The sequence below is a fragment of the Erysipelothrix tonsillarum DSM 14972 genome (assembly GCF_000373785.1).
In the GTDB taxonomy this organism is placed as follows: domain Bacteria; phylum Bacillota_I; class Bacilli_A; order Erysipelotrichales; family Erysipelotrichaceae; genus Erysipelothrix; species Erysipelothrix tonsillarum.
In genome coordinates, this window is record NZ_KB892380.1 from 1 (window position 1) to 25,591 (window position 25,591).

The following is a 25,591-nucleotide window of genomic DNA, read 5'->3' on the forward strand; positions in this document are numbered from 1 at the left end:
TGCATTAACTGCTTCTTTATTAACTGGGTCAATTTCATCATATACATGTGCTGTTACTTCTTTCGATGTTCCAGCTGCTGTAGCGAATTTTACTTTGTGATCGCCAATTGTTGTTGGCAATACTGATACTACTGTTACAGGTTCATCTGTTGCTGGATTATTATTTAGATTAAATCCTTTTGCTTCTGCTCCTGCAAGTACATTTGTTGCATTAACATCACTTAACTTAATATTAAAGTCATGTGCATTAACTGCTTCTTTATTTGTAGGATCAACTGAATTGTAAACAGTAATTACTAAGGCTTTTGTAACCTCATTATTGTGGGAATCCTTTAATTTGTATGTAATTGTTTGTGATCCCAAGGTGCTTGTATTAATGGTTGAAGGGGAAATTACTACATCATTTGCAGTCAATCCGTCTTCAATATCTGAAGCTGTAGCAATATAATTTTTCAAGTTAACAATTGAATTAATTTCGACCGCTTCATTACTTGAAGTAAGAGTTAGTACAGGAATGTTATTCTTAACAACTTCAACATTAATTGTTTCTGTTGCAACATTTCCATACATGTCTTTAATAGTTACTGTTACTACTGCATTTCCAGGTTTTTTACCTTGAATAACGCCATTCGAAACCGTTACTGTTGAAACATCAGAGCTACTCCATGTAATTGCTCCATCAGTGTCTTTAATTGTATCAAATATACTTGGTGAAATTTTAATTGATGGTGCTAAATCTTTTTCGAAAATATTTGCACCTAATGATTCCAATATTTGTACATTTTTATCGTTAGTTGTTACATCTAACTTAGATACATCATATTTAATGAAACCTACTGTAACTTCTTGACCAGAACTTTGGGTAGAACTAATATTCTTAACAATACCACGATCTGTTCCTACAATTGAAACATCTGAATCCTTCATCGGATCTATTCCAACACCTTTAAATGTAAATTCTTCATCTGCTTTCTTAGCACTATTGAAATCTACGGTGTAGTTTCCATTGTTTAGTCCTGTAAATTTGTAAGAACCATCAGATTGCGTTGTTGTAGTTGAAGTGGATTCACATCCTGTTCCAGAAGCATCAACCTTACATAAATCAACTGTACGTCCAGTCGCTGGTGTATCTCCGGCGTCATAAATACCATTCATGTTCTTGTCTTCAAACACTACACCTGAAACTTCACCAATTACTAATTCTGCTCCTACACGAGTCCCATGTTCAACGCCTTTGTTTCCAGTGTCTTCAAATGAGTAGAATGGACGGAAGTCATTAATTTTACCAACTTTTGTAATATCCGTTTCACTAATTTCGAAGTCAAACTTCAATTCAGCATGCTCTCCCGCCTCAATACTATTACTCGTATTTGTTACTCGAATCATCTTAGTATCTGAGTCAAATGAGTTACCATAAGACGCTGTCTTATAATTTGTTGAATCAATTGCATCACTCGTAAACTCAATAACATAATTTCCTGATTTTACTGCTGTAACATCATTTCCTGCTGCATCAGCCACCTTGATTTTTGGTGAATTTGCCAGAGTCATATCCCATTCGAACTTATTATCTTGGAAATCAACTCCAAGATTCATTCCTGTTTTAGGTACTGGAATATATGTAATAATTTCTTTTACTGTATCTTTTCGATTATTTAAAATATTTACATAGTACGTTGACATTGAACCTGGGATAAAACCGACAGCATTCTGTAGTGTTGCATCATAAGCTGGTTGGCGTGATCCACCTTGTGGAACAATATATGTATCAATCGAAAGTTCCTCTTTTGGAAAAATAATTAATGGGATTTTATGAACAGGCAATAGATGGTCAGTTATCGATCCATCTCTATTTAAATCATCTACGTCATTAATAATTTTAGGATAACCATTAAATTCAACTAATTTTTTTGCGTCTAAAGACCAAAACGCAATTTCTGAATAGTATGAATTTATATTAGCAATTCCAGTTGATTTTAATTCAATATCGACTAAAGCTTTAAGCTGAGCTTTGTCAAAAAACGTCCCAAAATTTCCCTTAATATTTATTTCTACTAAATTGTCAATTCCATTAGGATGTAATCTTCTTTCTACATCAAACGACAAATCTTTTAATTCACCAGTTTTTACATCTTGTGATCTTATTTTAATTTTTTCAAGATCATAGTAATATCCGGCTTTTTCAACCAGCAACAAAGTAGGGTTTTTGGTTGCAGCATTATCTGCATAATAGTAGTGACTATTATCCAATGTAAATCTAACATACTGTGAATCTCCAGCAACCATTGGACTTACCATTACTTCTGGTCGCATCGAACTCTTAGTATCATTCAAATTTTTTCTAGTAACTATTCCTGTCTGTTCAGTAATACTTGATGTATCAATAGTATTGGATGAATTTTTAGAGTATGTTTTTATTTTAACCTTGGCACTAGAAACTCCTGGTTTTAGTTTTGAACTAATTATATTGCTATCGTTTGCTCGTATATAATTAATACTGGAATTAGTTGAATAATTAGGTTTGAAATCACCTAATTCAGCTTCGATAAACGTTATATGTTCGTTTTGTCCTAATCCGAGTGATTTGTTGTTAATTTCAAAATAACTATTTGTTTTAATAATTTGTGGCCCGACGGCTTTTTTAACTGTAGAACCAGAAATATTAGTTCGATAATTTACAAAATTTACACTATTATTTCCAGAAGTTCCAATTGGAATACGAACCTTATCAACAATCAAGTCAGGCTCGATATCTAATGAAATAAATTGGTTTTTAACCTCTTTAGCTTTAGTTTCAAATCTGAATCTTGGTCCAGCTATAGTGTAATTTGGAGAAATATCTGCATATATACCATCGTTAACCACTATATTAAGTGAATTCGGCAATACACTAGTATCAATAATTTTTATATTTTGACGACGATTGATATCAACTGTTTTTTGAGTTCCATCGTGGAAAGTTACCTTAACCTCATTATTATTAGGTGCGAAATGATCGCCTTCAGGTAAATCACGAACATCTACATCAATCCCGACCCATTGATTTCCTTGTGGATTCACCAATTTATACTTAACGAAACCTTGAGCATCATTCACCTCAGTTACTGTCGCTGGATTGCTAGTATCAGTAAACCCAACAAATTTTGCACCGATTGGATAATAACGAGTAAACTCAACTTCATCATAATATTTTATGGTGTTGATAAGTTGATCGCCTTCTTTTCTGGCAATTCGACCAAGCACCTGATATTTACCTAGACTTAATGGATTAGTTTCCCCTAGTGAAGCTTCAATATCATAATATCGATTCCCTTCAAGTGTAGAAATTAAAGTAATAAACTTACCATCCAAATCGACAATTGATTCAACTGAATCAACTTTTACACCAGCTTTACTCAACTCAGCCTCTAGTTTAATATTTAATACATTTTCAGGATTTAGCGTACTAATATGAGGGGCTACTGAAAATTGTATTTCTGCTTTTTCAGTTGTAGGCTTAAATTTATAGGTAATTGTTCCATATGAACCATGAAAATCCATATTTGCGGATTCTGAAGTTTCAACCAAACTATCAAGAACTCCAGACATTGTTTCTTCAATACCATTACTTGGCATTCCCTTCACTGGATATCTCTTATACTCAAATTCTGATGGAATTGTTATTTTTAGGATTTTATCAGAACTTGTTTGATCTTTAAAATCTACATTGATTTTAACATTTTTTTGATCTAGCAGGTTCCATCCTAATGCAGGAGTATAATCTTCAATATCTACAGTTACAGTACCATCAACACCATAAGTGGTGATTCCATCAGCAGAAGCTTTGGGTACATCCACAACATCTTCGTCAGATACTGGTTCTTGAACCTTAGGTTCCTCTGCCTTTGGTTCTTCAACTTTAGGTTCTTCTGCTTTAGCTTCTTCGATTTCAGTTACATTAACTTTAAAGTTATGTTTTTCATCGCGGTTAATTGCTTCAGCTTCACCTTCCGCTGCTTTGACCTCTTTTGAATAGTTCAGTTCAAATTCAACTTCGCCATTCTCAGATACAACCATTTCATACTCATTGGTTTTATCTTTTACAAGATCAAGTTTCTCGTTCTCCTTTCCCTCGTCTTTGAATACTTGTGATAAGTCACTTACTACTTTAGGAGTAGTAGGATTTTTATCTTCAAGTTTGATTTTTAAATCTAATGTAAGATCTTTGGGGTTTAGTTTTTTATTCACTACGATATTGAAGTCATCGTTTCCCAGTGGCGCTTCGTCAGCAAGTGCTGGAGCGATACCGAGTGATGTCATCATCAATACTGCAGATAATAAAGTAACTAAGTGTTTTTTAATACCCTTCATATCTCATCCTCCTTCTAACACACGTTGGGTGTGCTTACAAAAGCATCTTAAATTACGGGGTATATTTCTTGCGCAATTTGTCATAAACAAAAGGGTATATGTTATAAAAAAAATAATGAATTATGTAGATAATTAAGTACACAATTTAAACAATGAGTATTCTAAGAAATCAGTAATAACCACTTTAAAGTGGCTATTATCAATTTTATATAAATATATCAAAATAGAATAAACGAATATTTATCTTCATAATTCACTTAATTATCGACTTTTTCACTTAAAATTCTTATACTAAATTCAAAACCTATTATGGGTTTTAATTATGAGGTTATTGGCTTTTTTGTTCTTCAGTATTTTTCTTATTCGTTAAGAAAACGAGAAATAAACAAAAGAAATGTATTTTATCACTAATAAGAGGTGTTACATTAGCTGAAACTCTTATTAAAGGGAGTGAACCGGTATTGCTTCCATTTCATAAAGCGTTGCTTGTTCCGTAACATAAACCACTATTTCCTTTTCCATCAGATACTCATTTTTAATCATCAACATAATTCAATTTAACTTGATTATTAATTCAAGAATATCTTTGACCTATCTAGCAAGTTCGAACAAATTTTGTAATTTAAGACAATGTTGTAAACGCTAAGTTCGTTCTTACAAAGTTCATCAGTTTAATAATCTGCATTTGTTAATTATCTGTATCAATATTAATCCATCTTTGAAGTCATCAATTGCTTTATCGGTCTAATAAACGTTATGTTATTTTCGCCTACAAGATCTAGCTAATTAATTGAGTTTTTACCTTTAATAACTATTTTATTCTTAGATACTTTTTCAATCCTGATGTTGTACCCCAAAAATGCTGACTTTTTCTTTATTCCTCGCTTCTTCTTTTAGTAAATTACAATTCATGGCTAACTACTTTTTTAGAAAGTAGGTTCGTTTGAGTTCCATTCTTTATATAACTAAAGATTTCTTGATACTCTTCATGTCTAACTTTTTTCAATAGTTTGCAATAACCTATTATCACATTACTATCAAAATGCCGATTCTTACTGCTGACGCAATTATGTAATGTATGGTTCTCTAAATGTCATAAACATATTATATATTTTTCATAAAACACTCTTTTTCATTGTATTTATTTACTTATTACATATTATCAATCCAATGTTTCATCTTTTCTATTTTTTATTACATTTTTGAATATTTATATATCATTTTATAATCATATGTAGAAAATGAAGATAGGATAATCTTAATTATAAAGAGGTGTATTTATGAAAAAAATATTGTTTGTTGAAGATGATGTCGAATATTCAGATTTCTTAAGGGAACGGCTTGAGAAGGTTCCTTATGATGTCGATTGTGTTTATAGTGGAATTGATGCGATGGAAAGTTTAGCATTAAACCATTATGATTTATTATTAACTGATCTTGAATTAGATGTGCTTGATGGTTTACGTCTTGTAGAAGCATCACGAAAAATGTCTCCAGGTACCCGTTCTATTATTTTAACCGGAAAACCAAGCAACAGTACTGAACTTGAATCGCTTAAACTGCACACAGATTTATATATCGAGAAAACAAAAAGTTTGAAACTAATTCTTCAGTATGTAGCCAATATATTAGATCGTGAAGAAGTCCCAATCACTCATATTAAATTTTTAGCCTCAAGTGTTGAAAACATTATGATGGATCTACGTCTTAGAAGTGTCTATAAGGACAATGTTGAATATCATCTAACTCCTACTGAATTTGGTCTTCTTGAATATTTTTTAAGTCACAAGTCTGAATTAATCACGCGCGAAGATTTGCTTAGAGCTGTATGGGCCGAAGAGCCTACTCCTGAAAACATCCGAAAGGTCGATGTACATTTGAAAAATTTGCGTACTAAAATGGGTATTTTTTCAATTGTGACCGTCCGTGGATGTGGTTATAAGTGGAATGAAGCGTAATAAGAAAAGTTTTCTATTCGGAATCGCGCTCTCCTTAGGCTATGTATTAATCGTAGCTTATTATGCAATAAACCTCAGCAACCTTCCTGCTCAATATCGACTTGAAGAGTCAAAAGCTGTTGAAAAGATTGAAGCTGAAGTGAGTAAATCTGTTGATGATTATGCTATAACTAAAGAAAATCGTTTTGATTTTCTTGCTGATCGTTATCCGCTCGATCTTCTTGTAATGGAAGATGGGAAAGTTATTTACCAATCTTCAGGAGCACTCGATGATCAGAATTTCTTTGACATTGTTTCAGCTAAAGCAGTACTCTATGAAGCAAAAGGCAATATGAGTTCTCATGACTCAGATTATCAATTTTTTATACGTTTGTATAATTTCCCTGATGATGTTTATTTAATGCCTTTCCTTGCGAAGCAAATAATTATTTTAAGTTTATCCTTTATCATTATTACATTAGCGTTCTTCTTTATTATGAATTCGCTCTTGCAACCTTTGAAGAAGGCAAAAGTTTCGCTCGAACATCTTCAAAATTATGAATTTGATCAAATCAAAGACAGTGATGATGTGATTAATCAGAAGCTTTCAAACGTATCCTCTCAAATTGATAATGCAATGACACAAGCATCACATCGTTATACTGATTTTGAGAAGGATTTAGAGATTAGTCGACAACGCTTAAACAACTCTTTGGTTGTTTCACGTTCTTTTGTTCATGATCTAAAAACGCCAGTACACCAACAAATTATGATGAATGAATTGGTTCTTGATAACATCGATACAACGGATTCTCCATCATCGGTTGCATCAATGAATATGAAACAAAGTACTAAACTTATGGATCGTATTAATGAAATTTTAAAGGTACTTAACCAAGACAATTTAACACTTGAAAATAATATTTCGAATTTTGATTTAATTGCCCTAACCTACACAACTTTACGCTATTTTGGACAGAGTTTTTCTAAAAGAGGACTTATGGTGGAAGTTGATGGACCTGAATCATTAAATATTAAATCAAACAAAGTAATTCTTCAATTGCTGATCCATAATTTAATGTCAAATATCGGACACTATGCACTTCCTGATTCAACCGTCACGATTTCGATTCACGAACATTCTGATTCGGTTGAAATGGTATATGAAAATGAAAGTAGTCCTAATAATCTCAAACGCATGAAGAAATCCGAATTCTTATTTAATGTCTTAAATGAAGACAAAGAACATCAACATAGTAGTGGAAACGGACTATTTTTAATTAAAGATCTCGCAAATTTGGCTAATGGGTCATATAGCCTTAAAACAAATGATAAGGATGTATTTATTTCAATTGTGCTTCCTAAAGAAACTGGAGAACCTGATGAAGAAACTCACTAAGATATTTACTACAATGATTCTATTAGTAATTACTTTAGTGCCTGTTTTTGCCTTTGAAGATGAAAAGATTTACGATTCGGTTGAACAAATTACTGAACCAGGTCAATATCGAATTCGAATCTACTACATCGATGATAAGGGTTTTGAAAATTCCGATATCATCACATTAACCATAACTGAAGATGATTTGACACAAACATCCAATCCCAGCATAAAGCCTACGTTAGAACTCCAAACTGAAACTCAAGAACTGAGCGATATTACCGAAGTCATTGTTGCTTCTAACATAGAAATTACACAAGGAACATTTGACCGCCTTACTGATCAACGTTTAATTGAATTAGCCCACGCTAAGGCTTGGGTTAAAGAAACCGGCGAAGTCATTCCAATTCTTAAAGTAGTTAAGGAACAAAACGGTGATAGTATTACTGTCACTTTCGAGACAAGTAATCATACGAGCATTAAAGTTAAAGTTTTAGAGGTGAGTGAAAAGAAAGCAACATGGGCCGCTGTGAATCGTGATGTTTCTTCTAATGGTGAAGAGAGTCCATTTCAGACTATAAATGCTACAAGTATCACCATTACTGTAATGGTCTTGCTATTGATACCACTGCTCATTATTATATTAATTTATCTCTACATTCAAAAACAGTTTAAAAATGTCGATGAACTTTTATATCAAGATTCGAAAAAAAATCAGAACCCGTAAGTTCTGATTTTTTAATATTTAAGATGATTAATTTTTACCCTTCGTTGATAATGATCCATCGTCATCCAGTCGAGATGGTGCTCATCAAATTCATTAATAACACCTTTTTCTAAACCGTACAATTGTTTTGTTAAACGGTCGATAATTACAAGTCGTAATCCACTTTCCACGCGCATACGACTGACCAACATGCGTTCATTATAGACGACTGGAATAACATCATCAAACTCGAGAGGAGCCATTTTGTTATTTGAAAAGTCAAAACGATTTAACCAAACGTGCAATCCTTCTCTTAGACCAAAAATACCGTCGTCACCATTAATCGAAACTTCATTATAAAATATTTCAGAATGATGTGTGATGATTTGTTCACTATCGACTGAAAATTCATAAATACCTCGAACAAAGTGAACTTGGTTGGTTGCCTGCATTTTTCCGAAAATAAAGGTACTCTGATAACGCGTTAACTTTCCTGCATTAAGAATCATTTTGAATGTTGTACGCGTTAACGTGCTATAGCGATAAATATCAAATGATCTTGGTTTATGTGTTGTTGCACAGAAGAATAAATCCTTACCAATTAGAACAGCTTGATCTAATAAAGTAACCTCATCACTAAACTCTGGTTTTACGCAATCAATCGTATTTGTATTCATATTGTAAATGAGATAAACATCATCACAATGCTGGTTTTCATATCCATGATCAACAAAGAAAATGAGATTATCTTTGTTACGATCTAGAAATGAAACTTTTGTAATGCAGTTTGATTTAAAAATATCATTTTTTTGATTTGTATTTATGTTAAAACGTACGATGCGACTTTCATGAGTTTGTGGATTTGCCGAACAATAAAATAAATATTGCTCTTGAAGGGTTAACAGTTCAAGAATCTCATGAAGAGGTTCTTGAATATTAAGAAACTCGGTGCATACTTGACTGCTTACTTCTTTGAATAAGGGTTGCGTTTTGTTTTCTTTATATTCAGATAACAATTTCGCATCCACACCCCATTCTTTGAGTAAGTTTGCCACATCTTCTTTTGGTAAATTTTTCATGCCACTAAGTGCCACGGAACGGTTCATACATGGAAGGGCATTTGGAATATCTTGCAATGCATCTTCCACATTTTTATAGTTTCCCCATTTTAGATTGCGATAGTAGTTTGGTGCCTCAATGCGTACATCCCCATATCGTTTTTCGCCCACAACTTCAATTAATTGTGGAAATTGTGCATTTTTATAAGGAATATGTGTCACGACATCTCCCAACATATCGGGATTGTCTAAAGCAGTACAAAATGCGCCATATCCTTGACTTATAATCCATAAGTTAAAGTTTTCAACTACTTTATATTCAACGGATTCATTGATCAGTTGACATAGCATCAGTGGCCAAACACTTTGATTTAAGGCTTCTAAGTAACCATAAAAATACAAGTTAAAGTTTTCTAAATCTTGGGGAGCCATGTTATTTACATTTTTTTGGAAAAGAAAATAAAACAATGCATCATCATTCTGACTTTGATTCCGAATGGATGCGATTATTGCCCAAAAATTATTTTGATTCATACACGTCTCCTATTTTCACGACTTCATCACAATAAATATATAAGATATCAATTTACTTCATGGAAGAATGTTATATAAGTTAGGAGTAATGTAATCAAAATGGGGTTATAACAAAAAAATAGTCTCAAAGGACTATTTTCTAGGGGTTGTACGGTCGTTTAACCAATTAATACTATCTTGGATGACCTCCATCCCGTTTGGTTCATCATAAAGCACGTGGCGCATTCCGGGATATATTTTTAAGGTTTTATCTCTTGATTGAATGCATTCATAAAAAGATTCCGACACATCCTTAGGCACCGTGGGATCTTCTTCCCCTTGCGCAATAAAAGTTGGATAACGATAAAATTCACGGCGACTCATCAAGTCTTCTGCGCCATCAATAAATACAGACCGTGCAAAACGAACGGTAAAGTACGATAAACGCATCGGGTTTTTGCTGGTGTACATATAATCTTTTTCCAGCGTTTCTTTTTTGATTGGATTATTGATTTCCAAGGAATCCTCTGTGAATTTCACGAGCATGTCATCAGCTAATTTGCTTGCCAGTTTGATACCGAGGCGATTAGGTCCTCGAACACCGCTGACATAACCCACAGCAGGTCCAAGAAAAACTTGTCCACTCAAACTGTTTGGGTACTCAATACCATAGAGTGCAGATACAAGACCACCCATACTAAATCCGAGGGTAAATAACGGAATATGAATGTTTTCACGGGTTGCCATACGAACCATGGTGTGTAAATCCGTAATATAGGTCTTATACGAATCAATATCCCCTTTTTCTGAAATCGTCTTGCCGTGACCGCGCATATCGTAACGATATACCGAATAGTTATTCTTATTAAGTTCACGTGCGTAGACATCGTAGTCACCTGAATGATTAGTGAATCCATGACACATGAGCACGACACCACGTGGGTTGGGTACTAAGTCTTTAATGTAAAAAAGAGAATCATCATTGCTTACTTTTAAGTAATCATACATGGCTTATCACTCACTTTCTTGATAATTCTATCATACCATGAAATAAACGATTCGCGGGCAATCTCACGGACCTTTCAATTTTTATTTTATGTTTTATTCTTTGAAATCATCTAAAAAATGATGTTGGGTTTGATCATCAAAATAAGAGATAACTTTGCTAAGATTTACATTCTCAACACTTCTAAAGATATTGGCCTCAATAAATGGGTTCGTGGCTTTGTATGTTTTGATGAATTCCTTCACTTCTTTCCGTTTACTCTGTGTTTCATGATGGAGTTCATCATCGCGCTCTGTGAAACGGCATGCGCATTGTAAGAATTCAAGGCCAGTATAATTAACCCATCTAATTATTGCTGCTTCTCGCACTAAATACAACGGACGAATAAGCTCGATATCTGGATGGCTTGTGGATTTAAGTCGGGGCATCATGGTGCCAAATTGACCCCCATAAAAAAGATTCATCACCGTTGTTTCAATGACATCATCATAATGATGCCCCAAAGCAATTTTATTACAGCCTAATTGTTCTGCAAATTGGTATAGGTGACCCCGACGCATTCGAGCACACAAATAACACGGACTCTTTTCTATTTGATCCACATAGTCAAAGATTTTCGCATCAAACATCTCAATATCGAGATCCAGTTCCTGTGCATTTTGGTAGATGCGTTGACGGTTTTCCTTATTATAACCCGGGTCCATAACGATGTATTTAACGGTAAAAGGAATCTCTGTATGTTGCACAAGGATTTTAAAACACAGTGCCATGAGCATACTGTCTTTGCCACCCGATATGCAAACCCCGATGCAATCATTGGGTTGAATCAGTTGATAATGCGTAATGCCTTTCATAAATTTTGACCAGATATCTTTACGGTAGGTCTTCAGTATTATATTTTGATGTGTTGCCATGAGCGAACTCCTTATTTTTGTATCAAAATTCTAACATAATCGTGCCCAAAGAAACAAATAAAAACCGAGTTTCTTTAACTCGGTTTGATTTATTGTTTACGTTGTTTTTCCACATTCGCACGCAATTGTCCACATGCTGCATCAATTTCGCTTCCTTTTTCACGACGAATGGTACATTGAATCCCATTACGTTTTAAGTAGTCATAAAACTTAGCTGCTTGCTCCGGTTTTGTTTGACGGAACGGATTTTCATCAACTTCATTATAAGGAATCAGATTTACGTATGCATTCATTCCACGAATAAGGGCTACTAATTCTTTTGCTTGAGCGATTTGATCGTTGACATTATCAATCAAAATGTACTCAAACGTCAGACGTCGATTGCTTTTTGATTGGTAGTATTTCAAGGCATCAAACAGTTTTTCAAGATTGAACATTTTATTCACGGGCATGATTTCTGAGCGCAGTGTATCATTTGGCGCATGGAGTGAAATCGCAAGATTCACTTGCGTTTGTTCATCCGCAAATTTTTTAATCACCGGCGCAACACCTGATGTTGAAATTGTAATGTGACGTGCCCCAATCCCCAATCCCTGGTCATGGTTCACCAATGCCCATCACGACAATATGACTCACACGTTTGTCTTGCTCATCTAAATGCCGCTGCACAAACATAATCTGATTTACAACCTCTGCAGCGGTTAGATTGCGTTTTTTCTTTAAAAGTCCTGAAGCACAGAATTTACAACCCATCGCACAACCCACTTGAGATGTAACGCATACACTGTATCCGTAATCATGTTTCATCATGACTGTTTCAATGAGTGCTCCATCGCTACACTCTAATAAGAATTTTGTCGTCTCATCTGAAGCAACTTGTTTCATGACAACTTTAAGCGTATCTAATTCAAAGTCTTGTTTTAATTTTTCACGTAAAGAGATGCTTAAATCACTCATATCATCAAACGATGTAACACGTTTTTGATAGAGCCATTGGAAGAGTTGTTTTGCACGAAAACGCTTCTCACCATAAGATTCAAATAAATCTCCCATTTCATTAAGATCATATCCATATATGGATTTCATATTTATCACCGTATCAAGTCTAGCATGACAACGCACTTTGTCATAGTTCCATCTTGCATAATTAGAACTTTTTTTCACAAAAAAGATGGATTCACCCTAAAGTGAATCCATCTTGTGATAATTGTTAAGGTTCTTCTCAAAATCACAAGTGAAATTATTTAAAATTTCGCTTCTTTTTTTGTTTGCGATTAATCCACAACAACAACCCACCCATTATACTTGGAACAATACCATAGTGCCAAATTCCTTTCGGTGTAATACCGGTAGCGGGAAGTTTTTCACTTGGTACCGATAACTCCGGTTTTTGTGGGTTGTGAGGTGTTTGAGGAGCCTCAGGCGTTATTTTTGTGTTTAAGACATCCATACTCATCGAACGTGTTAATTTTACCGCTACGGGGGCTGTTAAGCGTTGATACCCTTGCGGTGCTTCTAATTCTTCTAACCAATAGGTGTCTTGTGCTAATTTCTCGAATTGAATGGATCCGGATGCATCGCTAATCCACGTTGCGACATCTTTAGACCATGAACCATCCAGTTGGTAATATTCTTTTTGTCCCGCTTGGATACGATAGAGTCCAAACTCAGCACCCTCAAGTGTTTTATGTGTCTGTGCATCACGTTTCACTAAAAGTAAATCATAACGTTGCATTGGTTGCACTTGTTTCGAATTTTTTAAAACAAACGTTGTATCATCTGAGTCCTTAACCACAATGGATACAGGCTGTCCAAGTAATTCATAACCTTTAGGTGCTTTGAGTTCTTCCAGTTCATAAGTTCCTGCCTCAAGTTGAGTAAATTGAATAAATCCTTGAGCATCGGTTTCCAAGACGGTCCCCTCAGAAGGATCAAGGCGCCAAGTCACAAAACCATAGTCATCTTGATGGTAATACCATGTTGTTCCTTGGTCCATACGACTTAAGCGTAATGCGGCACCTTGAAGCAATTTGGTATCATCCACTGCATCAACTTTGTAGATATTAAGTGCGTGATATTGCGTTCCGGGTGTTATCGGATCTGCTTCTTTATGATTTAAAACTTGTCGGGTGATTAGGGCATCATCCTTATCCGTTATCGTTATCGATTCTTTATAGGTTGCCGTTTGATATCCCAGTGGTGCTTGAACTTCTTCAAGTGTGTACGTTCCTGGTTCAAGGTTTTCAAAGTAGAGATGGCCATAACGATCGCTTCGATGGCGCACCTCCGTCATTTCCCATGAAATGATTCCATTTTCTGAATTATAATATTCTTTTTGACCGCCTTGATCACGATATAAGACAAAGATTGCATCGCGTAAGGTGACACGAGGGTTATCCGCATCTAACTTCGTGATTTCCAAGCGATGGTGTTGTGGTGCTTTTAGATTCTTGAAGCGTAAAGGCGTCCCAGAGTCCTTTGTCACTTGAATGGATAACGGTTGAGTTTTCAACTTATATCCTTGTGGTGCTTCAACTTCTTGAATAAAGTAATTTCCTAATGGTACATCATTAAACGTCACTATACCTAACGATGTCGACACACTTGGATCCGCTTGATTGCGGTCTTCAGTCCATGTACCATCACCACGATAATAGGTCCGCGTTCCATTGATCATATTATAGAGTAAAAATGACGCCCCGGACAACGGCTGATCATGTTCATCAACTTTTATAAAACTATAATCACGTGATGTGTGAATTTTTGTATTCGTGACGGTTTTACGTACAACAAGAGGGACAGTTGCTAGCTGCTCATCAAAATCAGCTTTCGTAATCTCCACCGTCGCATTCCCCTCATAACCGTCCGGTGCTTTTACTTCTTGAACTTGATAATCTTGGTTTGGTTCTACCCCAATAAAAACAGCCTTACCCTTCTCGTTTGTTTCCACAATTGCATCAGCCGGTGGAGTTGTACTTTTTATCCATTTGACAGCTTGATCCGCAATCGTGTAGTAGTAGGTATCTCCATGCTCATCGTTTTTTGTTAGAACAAACTGTGCGCTTTGAAGTTTTATTAAAGGGTTTGATGCATCAACTTTTTCAATTGCGACTGTACCATAGATAGTGCGTTCTTTTTTATAGTTTTCAAATTGGTATTCAACCGGCGTCACCGCAGCATTTTCCACCTGGATGATGCGCGGTTGGGTATCCACCACGTAACCTTGAGATGTTTCTACCTCAAGCAAAACATAATCCCCCTTTGGTAATTCTTTAAAAAGAATATCTCCAGTTAAACCGTCCGTTTCAATTATCGCTTCGGGATCCGTTCCTACATTCCATACAACGTTTTGGTCTTTCTCAGCATAATAGCGACCTGTTTGCATGTTGTAGAGCTTAAAGCGGGCCCAAAGTGGTGCTATAAACGATGTGATGCTGCCATCATCTTCAACCCCTACTTTTGTAAGGTGTAACTGATTGTCTGCATCCATTTGTTGATTAAGAATTGTTTCGATATGAGGGTTATCCTGCTCGCTCAGAGTAATCTCCCGTATTGTTGAGTTCAACGCATGACCCTCTGGTGCAATAATTTCTTGAAGATAATACGTTCCAACCTCTAAATTTAAGTCAGTATTAAATCGACCTTGTTCCGTAAACAGCACATTCTTTTCATCAGCTTTTTGTGTCCACACAGTCTCAGTCGATGATGAACTTGTGCTGTAATAAAAACGATGATTATTATCTATTTTGAAGAGTAAGAAACCAGCTTGATCCAATAAATCTCCCTGTTGATTGTGTTTATTGATGTTGAATGGGACTTTGGGTTTAGGCGTCTTTTGGTTATACACGTGAGTTTCAATAACCTTACCTGCCGATTGTGTAATGGTCACTGGTACTCCCTTACGTTGAATGCCAGTATGATCAGGGGCTGCAATCACTTCTTCGTCGATAAAGCCTAAGTCATAACCCGTGGGTGCTTCCATTTCAATCACATAATAAGGACGTGGGCTCGGAATTAATCTTGGAAAGGCAACCAACCCATCTGCTCCCGTCTCAAGAACAGCAGCATCTTGTACATCTTCAACCCAGTCAACAACATTGTTGCGAATACGATAATACTTAAGCTTATTCCCGAAAACCATGCCCACTGTCATTTTCGAACCCGCTAAAACATGGTTCAATTCATCATAATCCGCCTTTTGAACTTGAATGGTGTGTAGATTGTCTGTTTGTGGTGGAATCATGGTGGATAACCACATATTGGGAATATAAACATGGGTATTATTACCACGTTGGTGATAATCAACCGCAAAGATTTGACCATAAACATTTGCACCGCTCAACATGATACTTGCCTTCGGTGCAAAGATTGTGCCAAATACATCATCATAGGAAATGATGTTATTTTCTTTACTGATCTCATCACTGTCTAAATGTAAACTACCATCACTGTCGAGACCATTATGCATCACCGTAATTCCCTGTGGTGCAACGAAATTACCATTTTGATTTTTATCATTATAAAAATCAGTAATTTGGGTTGCCTCGGGCATATAATTGATAATTTTTGCGCCGTGTTCAGAAATCTCCGAACTCCCACTAGGTAGGGTATGTTCCGCCCCGCCTTTATTTGACATAAAATTACTGTGATGGATTACCTTTTTCGCATATTCCGGTTTCCCTTGAACCGTACGGTACGATGTAATAATCACCTGTTCAATATTTTTATTATTAATTACAGATTCATAATCAAAGCCTAGATCCGAAATTAAAACCTCACCCTTATCGTTGGGTTCAATATTAACAACCAAAATTTTGGCGTTTTTTTGTGAAGGTTGAATATCATACTTTACTTGCTTTCCATTGACCCATTTGCCTCCAAGCGTTTTTCCAATGGATTGTCCCAATGATTCCACCAGCGGTTTCATGGTATCAGAGGTAAGTTTTACTTGTTTCTCAAAGCCTAAAAACAACTCCGTAGTTCGAGGTGTCGGCAAATAAGATTTTTGCTCTGTGCCTAAACTTGGTGTACCATCAGCGTTTTTAAATATCTGGTCAGACCATGTGAAATCATCCGTAACTAATTTCGAGTTAATCAGTTTCCCGGAAATATTCGTTTTTTGAATTTGGGGCTGTACGTGTTCATTTAGATTTCGTACCCGACCGCCAATAAGTAACGCGAGTGGTTTCGCATTTTCAACCAATGAAAGCGAGGCTTCCGCACCATAAGTAAAAGACATCAAATTATTTGGCAAACTTGAATCACGACGAACCGCAACAGGTCCCGTTACAAATGATTGTCGCGCTGAGTGATACCCCGACAAAACAATACTGTAATCAAAAGCATCTTTCATCTCATTATATTCTGCTTCTGTGATTTCTGGCGGATTGTCTGCATAAACAGGAGCCATAAATCCCGTTGAAATAAATATCAAAAATGCCAGCAGTGATATACTTAGTTTTTTACCCATATAAAGCCTCCATAATACGTAATCTATGAGTATGTTATCACGGGTCTTTGAACTTTAAATGATAATTGCATTAAATCATTCTCATTTTCAAAAAGTAAAAAAAACCGTCTTACGACGGTTTGAGTAAATTTAAGCTAATTGATTCTTAGATTCGCCTTTTTCAATAAATTCTTGAAGGTTTTCATATGAGTATTCAACCATATTACTTACCGCTTCATCTGTGTATGAACCAACATGTGGTGTTACAAGAACACGTGGGTAAAGATCATTTAAACGAGTTTGTAATTCATCAAATGCTTCCCCTGATAAATCTTTATTAAAGTATTTTGTTTCATTTGCAAGTACATCAGCTGCAAATCCTTGGATTTTTCCTGATTCGACCGCATCAAGAATGTCGTTAATATTTTGAAGTTCACCACGTGATGTGTTCACAACAATAACGCCATCTTTCATTTGAGCAATTTTCTCTGCATTCAAGAATTCATCATTTGAACCCTTGAAATATGGCATATGCATTGAGATAATGTCCGATTCTTTTAGAAGTGTTTCCAAGTCAACTTGAGTACATGTGTCTCCTAAGTAATCTTTTTCAACAACATCATAACCAATTACATTGGCACCGACTCCCTTAAAAATCGTTGCTGCAGTAAAGCCGATTTTACCTAAACCAATAATTCCAACGGTTGATTTACGGATTTCTTTACTAAACATAAAGTCATCAATTTTAAAGTTACCTTTATGAGTATTGTTAGCTGTATATTGAGTATGACGTGCAAGTGTTAATGCAAGTGTCAATGCAAGTTCTGCAATTGCGTTTGGTGAGTAGAAAGGCACATATGCAACTTTCAATCCAAACTCTTTAGCTGCTTCCAAATCAACATGGTTATATCCAACAGTACGTGTTAGAACATACTTAACACCGTAGTTTTTATAGATTTCTAAATTCTGACGATTTCCTGGGCAATTTCCACGAAGCATAACTGCTTCACAGCCTTCTGCCATATGAACTGTTTCGTCATTTAACATTTTTTCTGTTAATACTAAGTCAAAACCAAATTTTTCATTAAGTTCTACGAAAAATTGTTTTTCTACTGGTCGAACACCGTAGCATAATAGTTTCATTTTAAATCTCCTTTTAAATTATTAGATGATTCCAACGCCGTGTAATGCAGTTAGAATTACTAACCATAAAATAATTGCGACAATTGATAATACAGTAGCAACAAGTGATGCATTTGATGAGAAGAGCGCTTCTTTATCAAAGTTAATTGCATAACTTACAGCAACAGTTGCAGGTGGTGTTGCAAGCATGATAATCACACCTGTAATCGCAACATAATCAAGAGGTAAGAATCCAATTTGTTTGAAGATAATCATGATGACTAACATAATTGCTGGAACGATAACAAGTTTTCCAAGTGAGTAGATCCAAACGTTAGCATCTTTTGTTGCATCTTTAAGTGAGATTTTAGCTAATGTCATACCGATTGCTAACCATGCAAGTGGTGATGATAATGAAGCTAAGTAACCAACAGCTTTCATAAACCATGGAAGTGTTACATCTAAACGTAAGAATGCAACAGTCTTAGCAGCTTCGCCAGCACCTACAGTTACTTGAGGTAAGCTTGCTTGGAACATCCAGATAAAGAATCCTAAGAATGTAGCAATGATGATTGGATTAAGTATGATTTGTTTTAAGTTCTTTTTCTCAAATTTTAAACCTGAGAATAGGATGTAACCATATGAGTATAAGAATACTCGGTAAGCTACGTTAAATAAGTTGGCGTAAAGTGCACCTTCGTTACCTAAGAAAGCAGAAATAATAGGAATACCGAAGAATGTTGTGGAACCAAAGATTGTTAGCCCGCGCATTGCATCAAGTTTATCACCTTTATATTTAGCTTTATAAGCAAGTGTAATAAGGATTAATAATACATATGCAACAAATCCAAAGATAAATGAGTTTAAACCAACTGTAAATGTTTCGGGTTTAATATCGGTCATAAACGCTTTGAACGCTAATGCTGGTAACGCAACATTAAGTAATACTGCAGTTAATGCTTTTGATGCATCATCTGTAACTTTATTTGTTTTCTTTAGGTAGTAACCTAATAGGATGATTGATATTGTTGAGAATATCGCACCTAGAAATGCCTGATCTGACAGGACTTGTTTAATAATATCCATTAATTTCTCCTCCGTTAATTGATATTTCAAAAAGCACGTTTGCTTCCCCTGTGCTTCTTGCTATAAACATAATACTCTCATAACGTGGTCTTATGGAGTGATAACAATACATATTTAGAACTTTTTAACATATATATCACATAATCTAAGCAATATATCTATAGTTTGTGAAAAACGATGCGATATTTAACAAAACAAGTGCGTATACAACGATTGAACTCGATGAATTTATCGTTTTTTATCTAATATATTGCTTTTTTCTATACCAAACGATCATTTTCCCATTAATCAAATAAATTTCGTATATTTCCTTATTTAATTCACTAGTAATTAAATCACATATTTACGACTTAGTATGACATAAGCAATACTTATGTTAAATGAACTTCCTATTCTTTGAAATCACTTAATATAATAAATATCACATTTACATCAATGCTCAAACGTTCACGATTCTTCTCAGCTAGAATAAAAATTGTAAATGTATTGTTTATTTATAGATTAACAACTTCATAAATCTGCAATCAATATTTAGTTAAACATTCTTCATAACTTAGTAGATGTAAGTATTACTTTAAATAATATATACGACATAAATTCACTTTGATTTATATTGTATCGTGATTTTTCCCTGGATTAGCAATGCCAAGCAAATTCCTGTTGTTTAATATCTCATTATCATCTTGTCTGTGCAGTGAAAAAATTGTTACGCTACTACACCTATTTTTTATTGTTTCTCTCATAACCGCTAGCATCTTACCTAATCACTATGAGTTATGAATCTTGCTGTTAAATAGTCTAATAGAATGGACGAATAAAAAAAGAAATTTTAGTAAGCGTTGTAATTGAAGTACCACTGCAAACTACTAAAAAAATAAGATAACTGTTATTTCTTTGTACCTGACTATCTTGTTTTTCATTTACAAAGACACCATAATCTAAAGTACTTTAGCAACAATATGGCATCAAATACTATTAGACTACAAATAAAATTCTATTGTAAATTTATCCATTTAAGTATTCCAATGCCATGATGATAGTTAGTAGTGTATGACAAATTAAAAACATCACCACTTTTTCTATGATGATGTTTGGTAGTCTGTAAATAATGATATGCGTTAAAACATTGACTTACACTATTTCTGATTATGTATTTAGTCTTTTCATTTACAATTAAACACTTACAATTCGAGATAAAATATTATTAACTAGTACGAACGAATCACAAGAAAAATCACTGAGTTCTATAAATCAATGATATTATGAGTGACACGATCTTTTTCGTCAGGAATTTTCATATAGTCGCCATAAGCATTTGTTAAAACAAAATCATACTCTTTAAAACAATAAACTTTTATATCTTCAAAATTCCTTAATTCAAGATTATCAAACATATTAATATCCAAAAAATAATTTCTAAACTCTTCATAGTTCCCATTCAAATGAATCGTATAAACGACCGCTAGATGTCCATCTTTATCATACATTCCTTCTAATCTTTGTCGAATTTTCTTTTCATAGAAGCTTAATAGAGGATTATGACTATAAATAGTTTTATTGAAATAAAACACTATAGATTTTATAGTTTTCTTGATGAATCGGTCTTTTTTTGATGGTTTTACCAAAGTCATTATATCAATGTTGCGAATCATTTTGTCAATATAATAAAAATCCTGTTCAATTTCTTTAGGATCTTTGCTCGTAGGAATTGCTGGAAATATATCAATCCACGCACCACGATGTAATTTTATATGACTATTCGAATTTTCAATGTACTCTTTCCCGTTATTATTCCTTAATTTCACATATAAATTGTGATAATTCTTATCTGTATCAGAGTTTTGAAGAAAAAAAGCATCAAAACGTGTTCTGTTTTCGGAAGCTAAAGCTATAAATCTTAAATAATCTTCCCACGGCATAACAACATCAATATCGTCATCCCATGGGATATATCCTTTATGACGTATCGTACCAAGTAGTGTTCCAAATGCAGTAGAATATTTAAGGTTATGTTCTACACAAAATTCATGAAAATCTTTCAAAACACTTAATGAGTCTTTTTGTATATTATTCATATTTCTTCCTCTGCTTCATTATTATTATATTTATTAATAACTACTTTCTGATTAAATTGATCAATAAATTTACTACTAAATATCTCGGGCTGAAATTTTTTACCTACTAATTCCGTAACTTTAACAACAAAAATCACAAACCAAAAACTAGGTTTAAAGATGAAAAACATTATACTCGAAAATGGTTGTCTTGGCAAATAGAATATCGACGATAATATCACTAAAATAAAATAATTCATCATCATATCTTTATTGAATTTGTCTTTCAATAACCGTAACACTACCCCCAAACTTAGATTAATGGTAACAAGTCCCAACATCCCATAAGTCTGAAATACTTCAAGTAGGTATGAAGTTCCAAACCCAAATCCTTTGAGATAACTATGATGGGTAAGGTATGATAACAAATGAGCATACGAATTTCCATATAAGGCTTTTATAGCATTGTTACCCGGTGGAAGAGGTGTTGTATTAAAAAGTTTTAAACTTAAAGGGTTATATTTTAAATAATTGATAATTTCTCCAAACATAAAATTCTTTTTCGGTGAAATTCTATAAATCCTAGAGCTGTTTTCCACGCCAGTTGCTAATGTATCAAATGAAACACCCTGTTTATGCAAGAATATTTTGAACGAAGATAATATACCCTCAAATGAGAAAGTTTTCCCGTGACGTCCTTCATTAATGTAGATCATCAAGACAACTAAAATTGGAACTCCAAATATAATAAGATATTTTTCATATTTACCAAACCATACTTGCTCTTTGTCGGTCAATTGTTTGATCAAATAATAGACTAAAGAAAAAAGCAAGGCAAGAATAAATGAACCTCTCTGACCTATAATCAGAGACGGTAATGTTGTTATTATATTGATTAACAATACAGAAAACGCGACTTTTTTCTTCAACTGAAAAGCAAGAATGCTACATAAAACATAAAAATTTAAATCTGCCAAAAATTTTAAAACTAAACTATAATTCGGATTATAGTTTAAATAGAACTCTTCATAATTTTTGCCTATCATGAATACAAGTTTATCAATTTCAATATACATTTTTGCTACTGTTGATACCAAGAGGAGAATAAAAAGGATCAATAAGATTGTTTTTTGTGCAGTAGAGTGATTTTTATATGAAAGCACTCTTTTTTTCTCGTTCTTAACGAAACTCACTTTGCTATAAATTTTTGAGTGTGTGAATTTATTAATTAATATGGGATATACCTTGCTACCACAATAGAGCGTAAAGACAGAAAGGTATAATATGGTCATAGTAGTTTTGAGTCCGTAATGATCCCATCTTGAAACCCAATCAAACCCATCAAGATAATCTATTAACGATCTATTGAGTAGAAAAATAAAAAATGTTGAATAAAAAATATAAAGAAAAATATTATCTTTATCATAATTTACGAGTATTCCTATCACTAGCAAATATGATGAAATAATCATAAGATTAAATGCACTATTTCGAAATGCGTAGAAGAACAGTACAGCAGATAATATCATTATTGAAAATGAAATTTCTACTTTATTTTTCTTAAACCGTGTTCTCATACTATCCATTTGATTCCCCTAATAAGATTTTTTTCCAATCTTTCATTATAGATTCTTTCGAAAATTTCGATCGCGACAAAGCAATAGTATTTGATAATTTAATCATTGTATTCTTATCTTCTAATAATAGCTTAATTTCATCTGCCATTTTTTTGGTATCGTAAGGTTCAACTAAAATACCATCCACTCCGTGATTCACTATTTCTTTTGGACCCGTTGGGCAATTAAAAGAAACAATTGGTAAATTATGATTTCGTGCCTCTAGAAATGATAGTGGCAAACCCTCAAAAAATGATGTGGAAACGAACAGGCAATAATCACTAAGCACGGAATCCACATTAGTAATAGCACCCTTAATAAAAACATGAGATTCCAGGTCGTAATCTATGATTTTATTAGAAATGCTTTCTCTCTCAGGACCATCTCCATAAATGTCCCAAGAAAAAGAACAATTTTCTTTTAAGTATTTCGCAACTTCCAAAAGATGGTCATATCCTTTAACTTTAACCAATCTACCCACAGAAACAATTTTATTATTTGGAATATATGCAGACTCTTTCTCAATAGGCTCTATCCAATTATATATTTTTATTGCTTTTTGATCGCTAATTTTAAACTTGTTGATAAATTCATCTCGATCATCTGATGTAAGCGAAACTACATAATTAAAATACTTCGCGCCCAAAAACTGTCTAAATTTATGTTTAAATCCATAATGATTATTTAATAAGTTTGAGTGTTCTGCGTATACTTTATTTACATTCAAACCTAGTGCTGAACTTAAAATAATTGAATTCATACCTGCAGTAATTCCCAAGATAGACGTAGGAGAAAACTTTTTTACATAACTTCTTAATTTCCTCGAAAAATAGAAGTGATGCAAGGTTAATGACCTTGGTTTATCTGATAAGTATATAACATTAACACTTTCGTCTACCTCACTCATTGGTGATTTATTTTTATTGAAAAATGATATTAGATATACATTACTTATTTTAGCGAATTCATTAGCCATATTGATAGCAACTTTTTCAGCTCCACCAATTAAAGTGATATCGTACACTAGTATAAAAATCGTTTTCATTTAACCGCCTCTTTCTGAGTAAATTCGAGTATTGCACTTGTAATCCTCTTGGAATTATTTTTATCTCTGTAACAAAAGAAATCATCAATTCTGTCTATATATATTTTTTCGAGTTCGCAATTGTTTTCAATAATCTTGTTAAGACTAGAAAATACATTTTCTTTATGCGTAACAACTGGTCCAAATCCATTTTTTTCGTAATTGAAATATCCTTCTTGGTACTGTTTCTCCCTGAATTCACGTTGATCAAATTGATAATAGATAACTGGCTTATTCATATAGGAAAAATCTAGAAATACACTTGAATAATCAGTTAAGAGAATTCTATTTGATTTTAATTCTTCCTGTATATCGTAATCTCTCCAATCACACATCGTAATACCGTTGTTATTCTCAAAAGCAGATAAAAATGGTTGTATATTTCTATGCGGGAAAAATTTAATTTCAATCCCTTGATCCAAATAATATTTCAGGCGTTCGTCATTTAAAAATTGATTCCACTTTTTATAGAATTCCGATTCAATAAATTTTTTTGTTTCTTTTTCTGAAACTGATTCTACATCCGGATTCTTTATTAACCAATTTCTCCAACTCGGCATGATGAGAATCGACATATCTTTATTATTACTATGTTGACGTGGTAGTGTATCAAAACGACTAAAACCTAGCAATTTTAGATTATCTTTAGGATATCCAAATTTTTCTTCAATAAATTTAAATTCAGCTTTAGAGGCACAAATAAACATTGACATATTTGTATTCTTGTAATATAACCATTTAGCATCAGAGAGTGTTATTCCATGTTGAAGGAAAATTCTATTGTTTGACATTTTTAATTTAACTTCTAAGATATAGCAAACTGCGGCATTTGGTTTACCACCTTTATGAGTACTAATATTTGCGATAGCAGTAAGATAAAAAATCCAATGTTTTAATGTAAAAGGCTCAATTGTCTTACCAATTTGATTGACTCTCTCATAATCAGGTGACCTCTCACTAATAACAAAGACCGTATCTAGTTCTAGATTTTCATTCGTATATTTGAATAACCAGTAAGCATTATCTCTGCCTTCTAACCCATTTTCGCAAAACAGCCACAAGTCCTTCCTAAATAATTTATATATTTTACTTATTGGATACGCTAACAGAAATTTAAAAATTGCTAAAATATCTTTAAGCCTAATTTTTCTTATTTTTTTCATTTTTTACTCCTTAATTTGGCGACTAAACGTTTATATTATTGTTAATTCATCCTAAAGAATTTGTTACACTATTTAGAAAGATTGCACAATCAAATCTTAAAGAGTTTGCTTAACCCTCTATAGCTCACATGTGCTTATATTCTTAATTAAAA

14 protein-coding genes and 1 pseudogene are annotated in these 25,591 nt (G+C 33.8%); 3 read left to right on the forward strand and 12 right to left on the reverse strand.

The window, feature by feature from the left end; genetic code table 11:
* Nucleotides 1-4,350, reverse strand: a 4,350-nt coding sequence (locus tag B096_RS0107640; protein ID WP_018580154.1) for an SdrD B-like domain-containing protein, incomplete at its 3' end; no start/stop codon positions are given.
* Nucleotides 4,351-5,630: 1,280 nt separating this feature from the next.
* On the opposite strand from B096_RS0107640, the gene B096_RS0107650 reads away from it, so the two are divergent.
* The 3 genes from B096_RS0107650 to B096_RS0107660 are packed head-to-tail and all read left to right on the forward strand — an operon-like array spanning nt 5,631 to nt 8,395.
* On the forward strand, nt 5,631-6,308 hold the full coding sequence (locus B096_RS0107650; RefSeq protein ID WP_018580155.1) for a response regulator transcription factor: 678 nt from the start codon (nt 5,631-5,633) through the stop codon (nt 6,306-6,308).
* Nucleotides 6,298-7,686 carry a sensor histidine kinase gene (locus tag B096_RS0107655; protein ID WP_018580156.1) on the forward strand — a complete coding sequence of 463 codons (1,389 nt, stop codon included), beginning with the start codon at nt 6,298-6,300 and terminating at the stop codon, nt 7,684-7,686. The genes B096_RS0107650 and B096_RS0107655 overlap by 11 nt, the downstream gene beginning before the upstream one ends.
* Nucleotides 7,670-8,395 carry a hypothetical protein gene (locus B096_RS0107660; RefSeq protein ID WP_018580157.1) on the forward strand — a complete coding sequence of 242 codons (726 nt, stop codon included), beginning with the start codon at nt 7,670-7,672 and terminating at the stop codon, nt 8,393-8,395. The genes B096_RS0107655 and B096_RS0107660 overlap by 17 nt, the downstream gene beginning before the upstream one ends.
* Nucleotides 8,396-8,406: 11 nt before the next feature.
* Here B096_RS0107660 and B096_RS0107665 read toward each other — a convergent pair whose 3' ends face one another.
* The 11 genes and pseudogenes from B096_RS0107665 to B096_RS0107720 form a co-directional block, all read right to left on the reverse strand.
* Nucleotides 8,407-9,966 carry a DUF4240 domain-containing protein gene (locus B096_RS0107665; protein ID WP_018580158.1) on the reverse strand — a complete coding sequence of 520 codons (1,560 nt, stop codon included), beginning with the start codon at nt 9,964-9,966 and terminating at the stop codon, nt 8,407-8,409.
* A gap of 132 nt (nt 9,967-10,098) precedes the next feature.
* Nucleotides 10,099-10,953: an alpha/beta hydrolase gene (locus tag B096_RS0107670; RefSeq protein ID WP_018580159.1), complete on the reverse strand. Its 855-nt coding sequence runs from the start codon at nt 10,951-10,953 to the stop codon at nt 10,099-10,101.
* 93 nt (nt 10,954-11,046) lie between these two features.
* On the reverse strand, nt 11,047-11,865 hold the full coding sequence (locus B096_RS0107675) for a tRNA 2-thiocytidine biosynthesis TtcA family protein (protein ID WP_018580160.1): 819 nt from the start codon (nt 11,863-11,865) through the stop codon (nt 11,047-11,049).
* 89 nt (nt 11,866-11,954) lie between these two features.
* Nucleotides 11,955-12,951 (reverse strand): annotated as a pseudogene (rlmN, locus tag B096_RS09685) (dual-specificity RNA methyltransferase RlmN).
* Between the two features lie 154 nt (nt 12,952-13,105).
* Entirely contained in the window at nt 13,106-17,335 is a 4,230-nt protein-coding gene (locus B096_RS0107685) for a SpaA isopeptide-forming pilin-related protein (protein ID WP_018580161.1), read from the reverse strand.
* 129 nt (nt 17,336-17,464) lie between these two features.
* The gene (locus tag B096_RS0107690) at nt 17,465-18,457 is read right to left on the reverse strand and encodes a 2-hydroxyacid dehydrogenase (protein ID WP_018580162.1); all 993 of its coding nucleotides are present in this window, start codon (nt 18,455-18,457) and stop codon (nt 17,465-17,467) included.
* 21 nt (nt 18,458-18,478) lie between these two features.
* Nucleotides 18,479-19,522 carry an AEC family transporter gene (locus tag B096_RS0107695; protein ID WP_018580163.1) on the reverse strand — a complete coding sequence of 348 codons (1,044 nt, stop codon included), beginning with the start codon at nt 19,520-19,522 and terminating at the stop codon, nt 18,479-18,481.
* Nucleotides 19,523-20,766: 1,244 nt separating this feature from the next.
* Nucleotides 20,767-21,597 (reverse strand): LicD family protein, encoded by an 831-nt coding sequence (locus B096_RS0107705; protein WP_018580164.1) that lies wholly within the window; start codon nt 21,595-21,597, stop codon nt 20,767-20,769.
* Nucleotides 21,594-23,162 carry an O-antigen polysaccharide polymerase Wzy family protein gene (locus B096_RS0107710; protein WP_018580165.1) on the reverse strand — a complete coding sequence of 523 codons (1,569 nt, stop codon included), beginning with the start codon at nt 23,160-23,162 and terminating at the stop codon, nt 21,594-21,596. Before B096_RS0107710 ends, B096_RS0107705 begins: the two co-directional genes overlap by 4 nt.
* A complete protein-coding gene (locus B096_RS0107715) occupies nt 23,155-24,237 on the reverse strand; it encodes a glycosyltransferase family 4 protein (RefSeq protein WP_018580166.1) in 1,083 nt (360 codons plus the stop codon). The genes B096_RS0107710 and B096_RS0107715 overlap by 8 nt, the downstream gene beginning before the upstream one ends.
* Nucleotides 24,234-25,439 (reverse strand): CDP-glycerol glycerophosphotransferase family protein, encoded by a 1,206-nt coding sequence (locus B096_RS0107720; protein WP_018580167.1) that lies wholly within the window; start codon nt 25,437-25,439, stop codon nt 24,234-24,236. Before B096_RS0107720 ends, B096_RS0107715 begins: the two co-directional genes overlap by 4 nt.
* Nucleotides 25,440-25,591 lie beyond the last annotated feature (152 nt).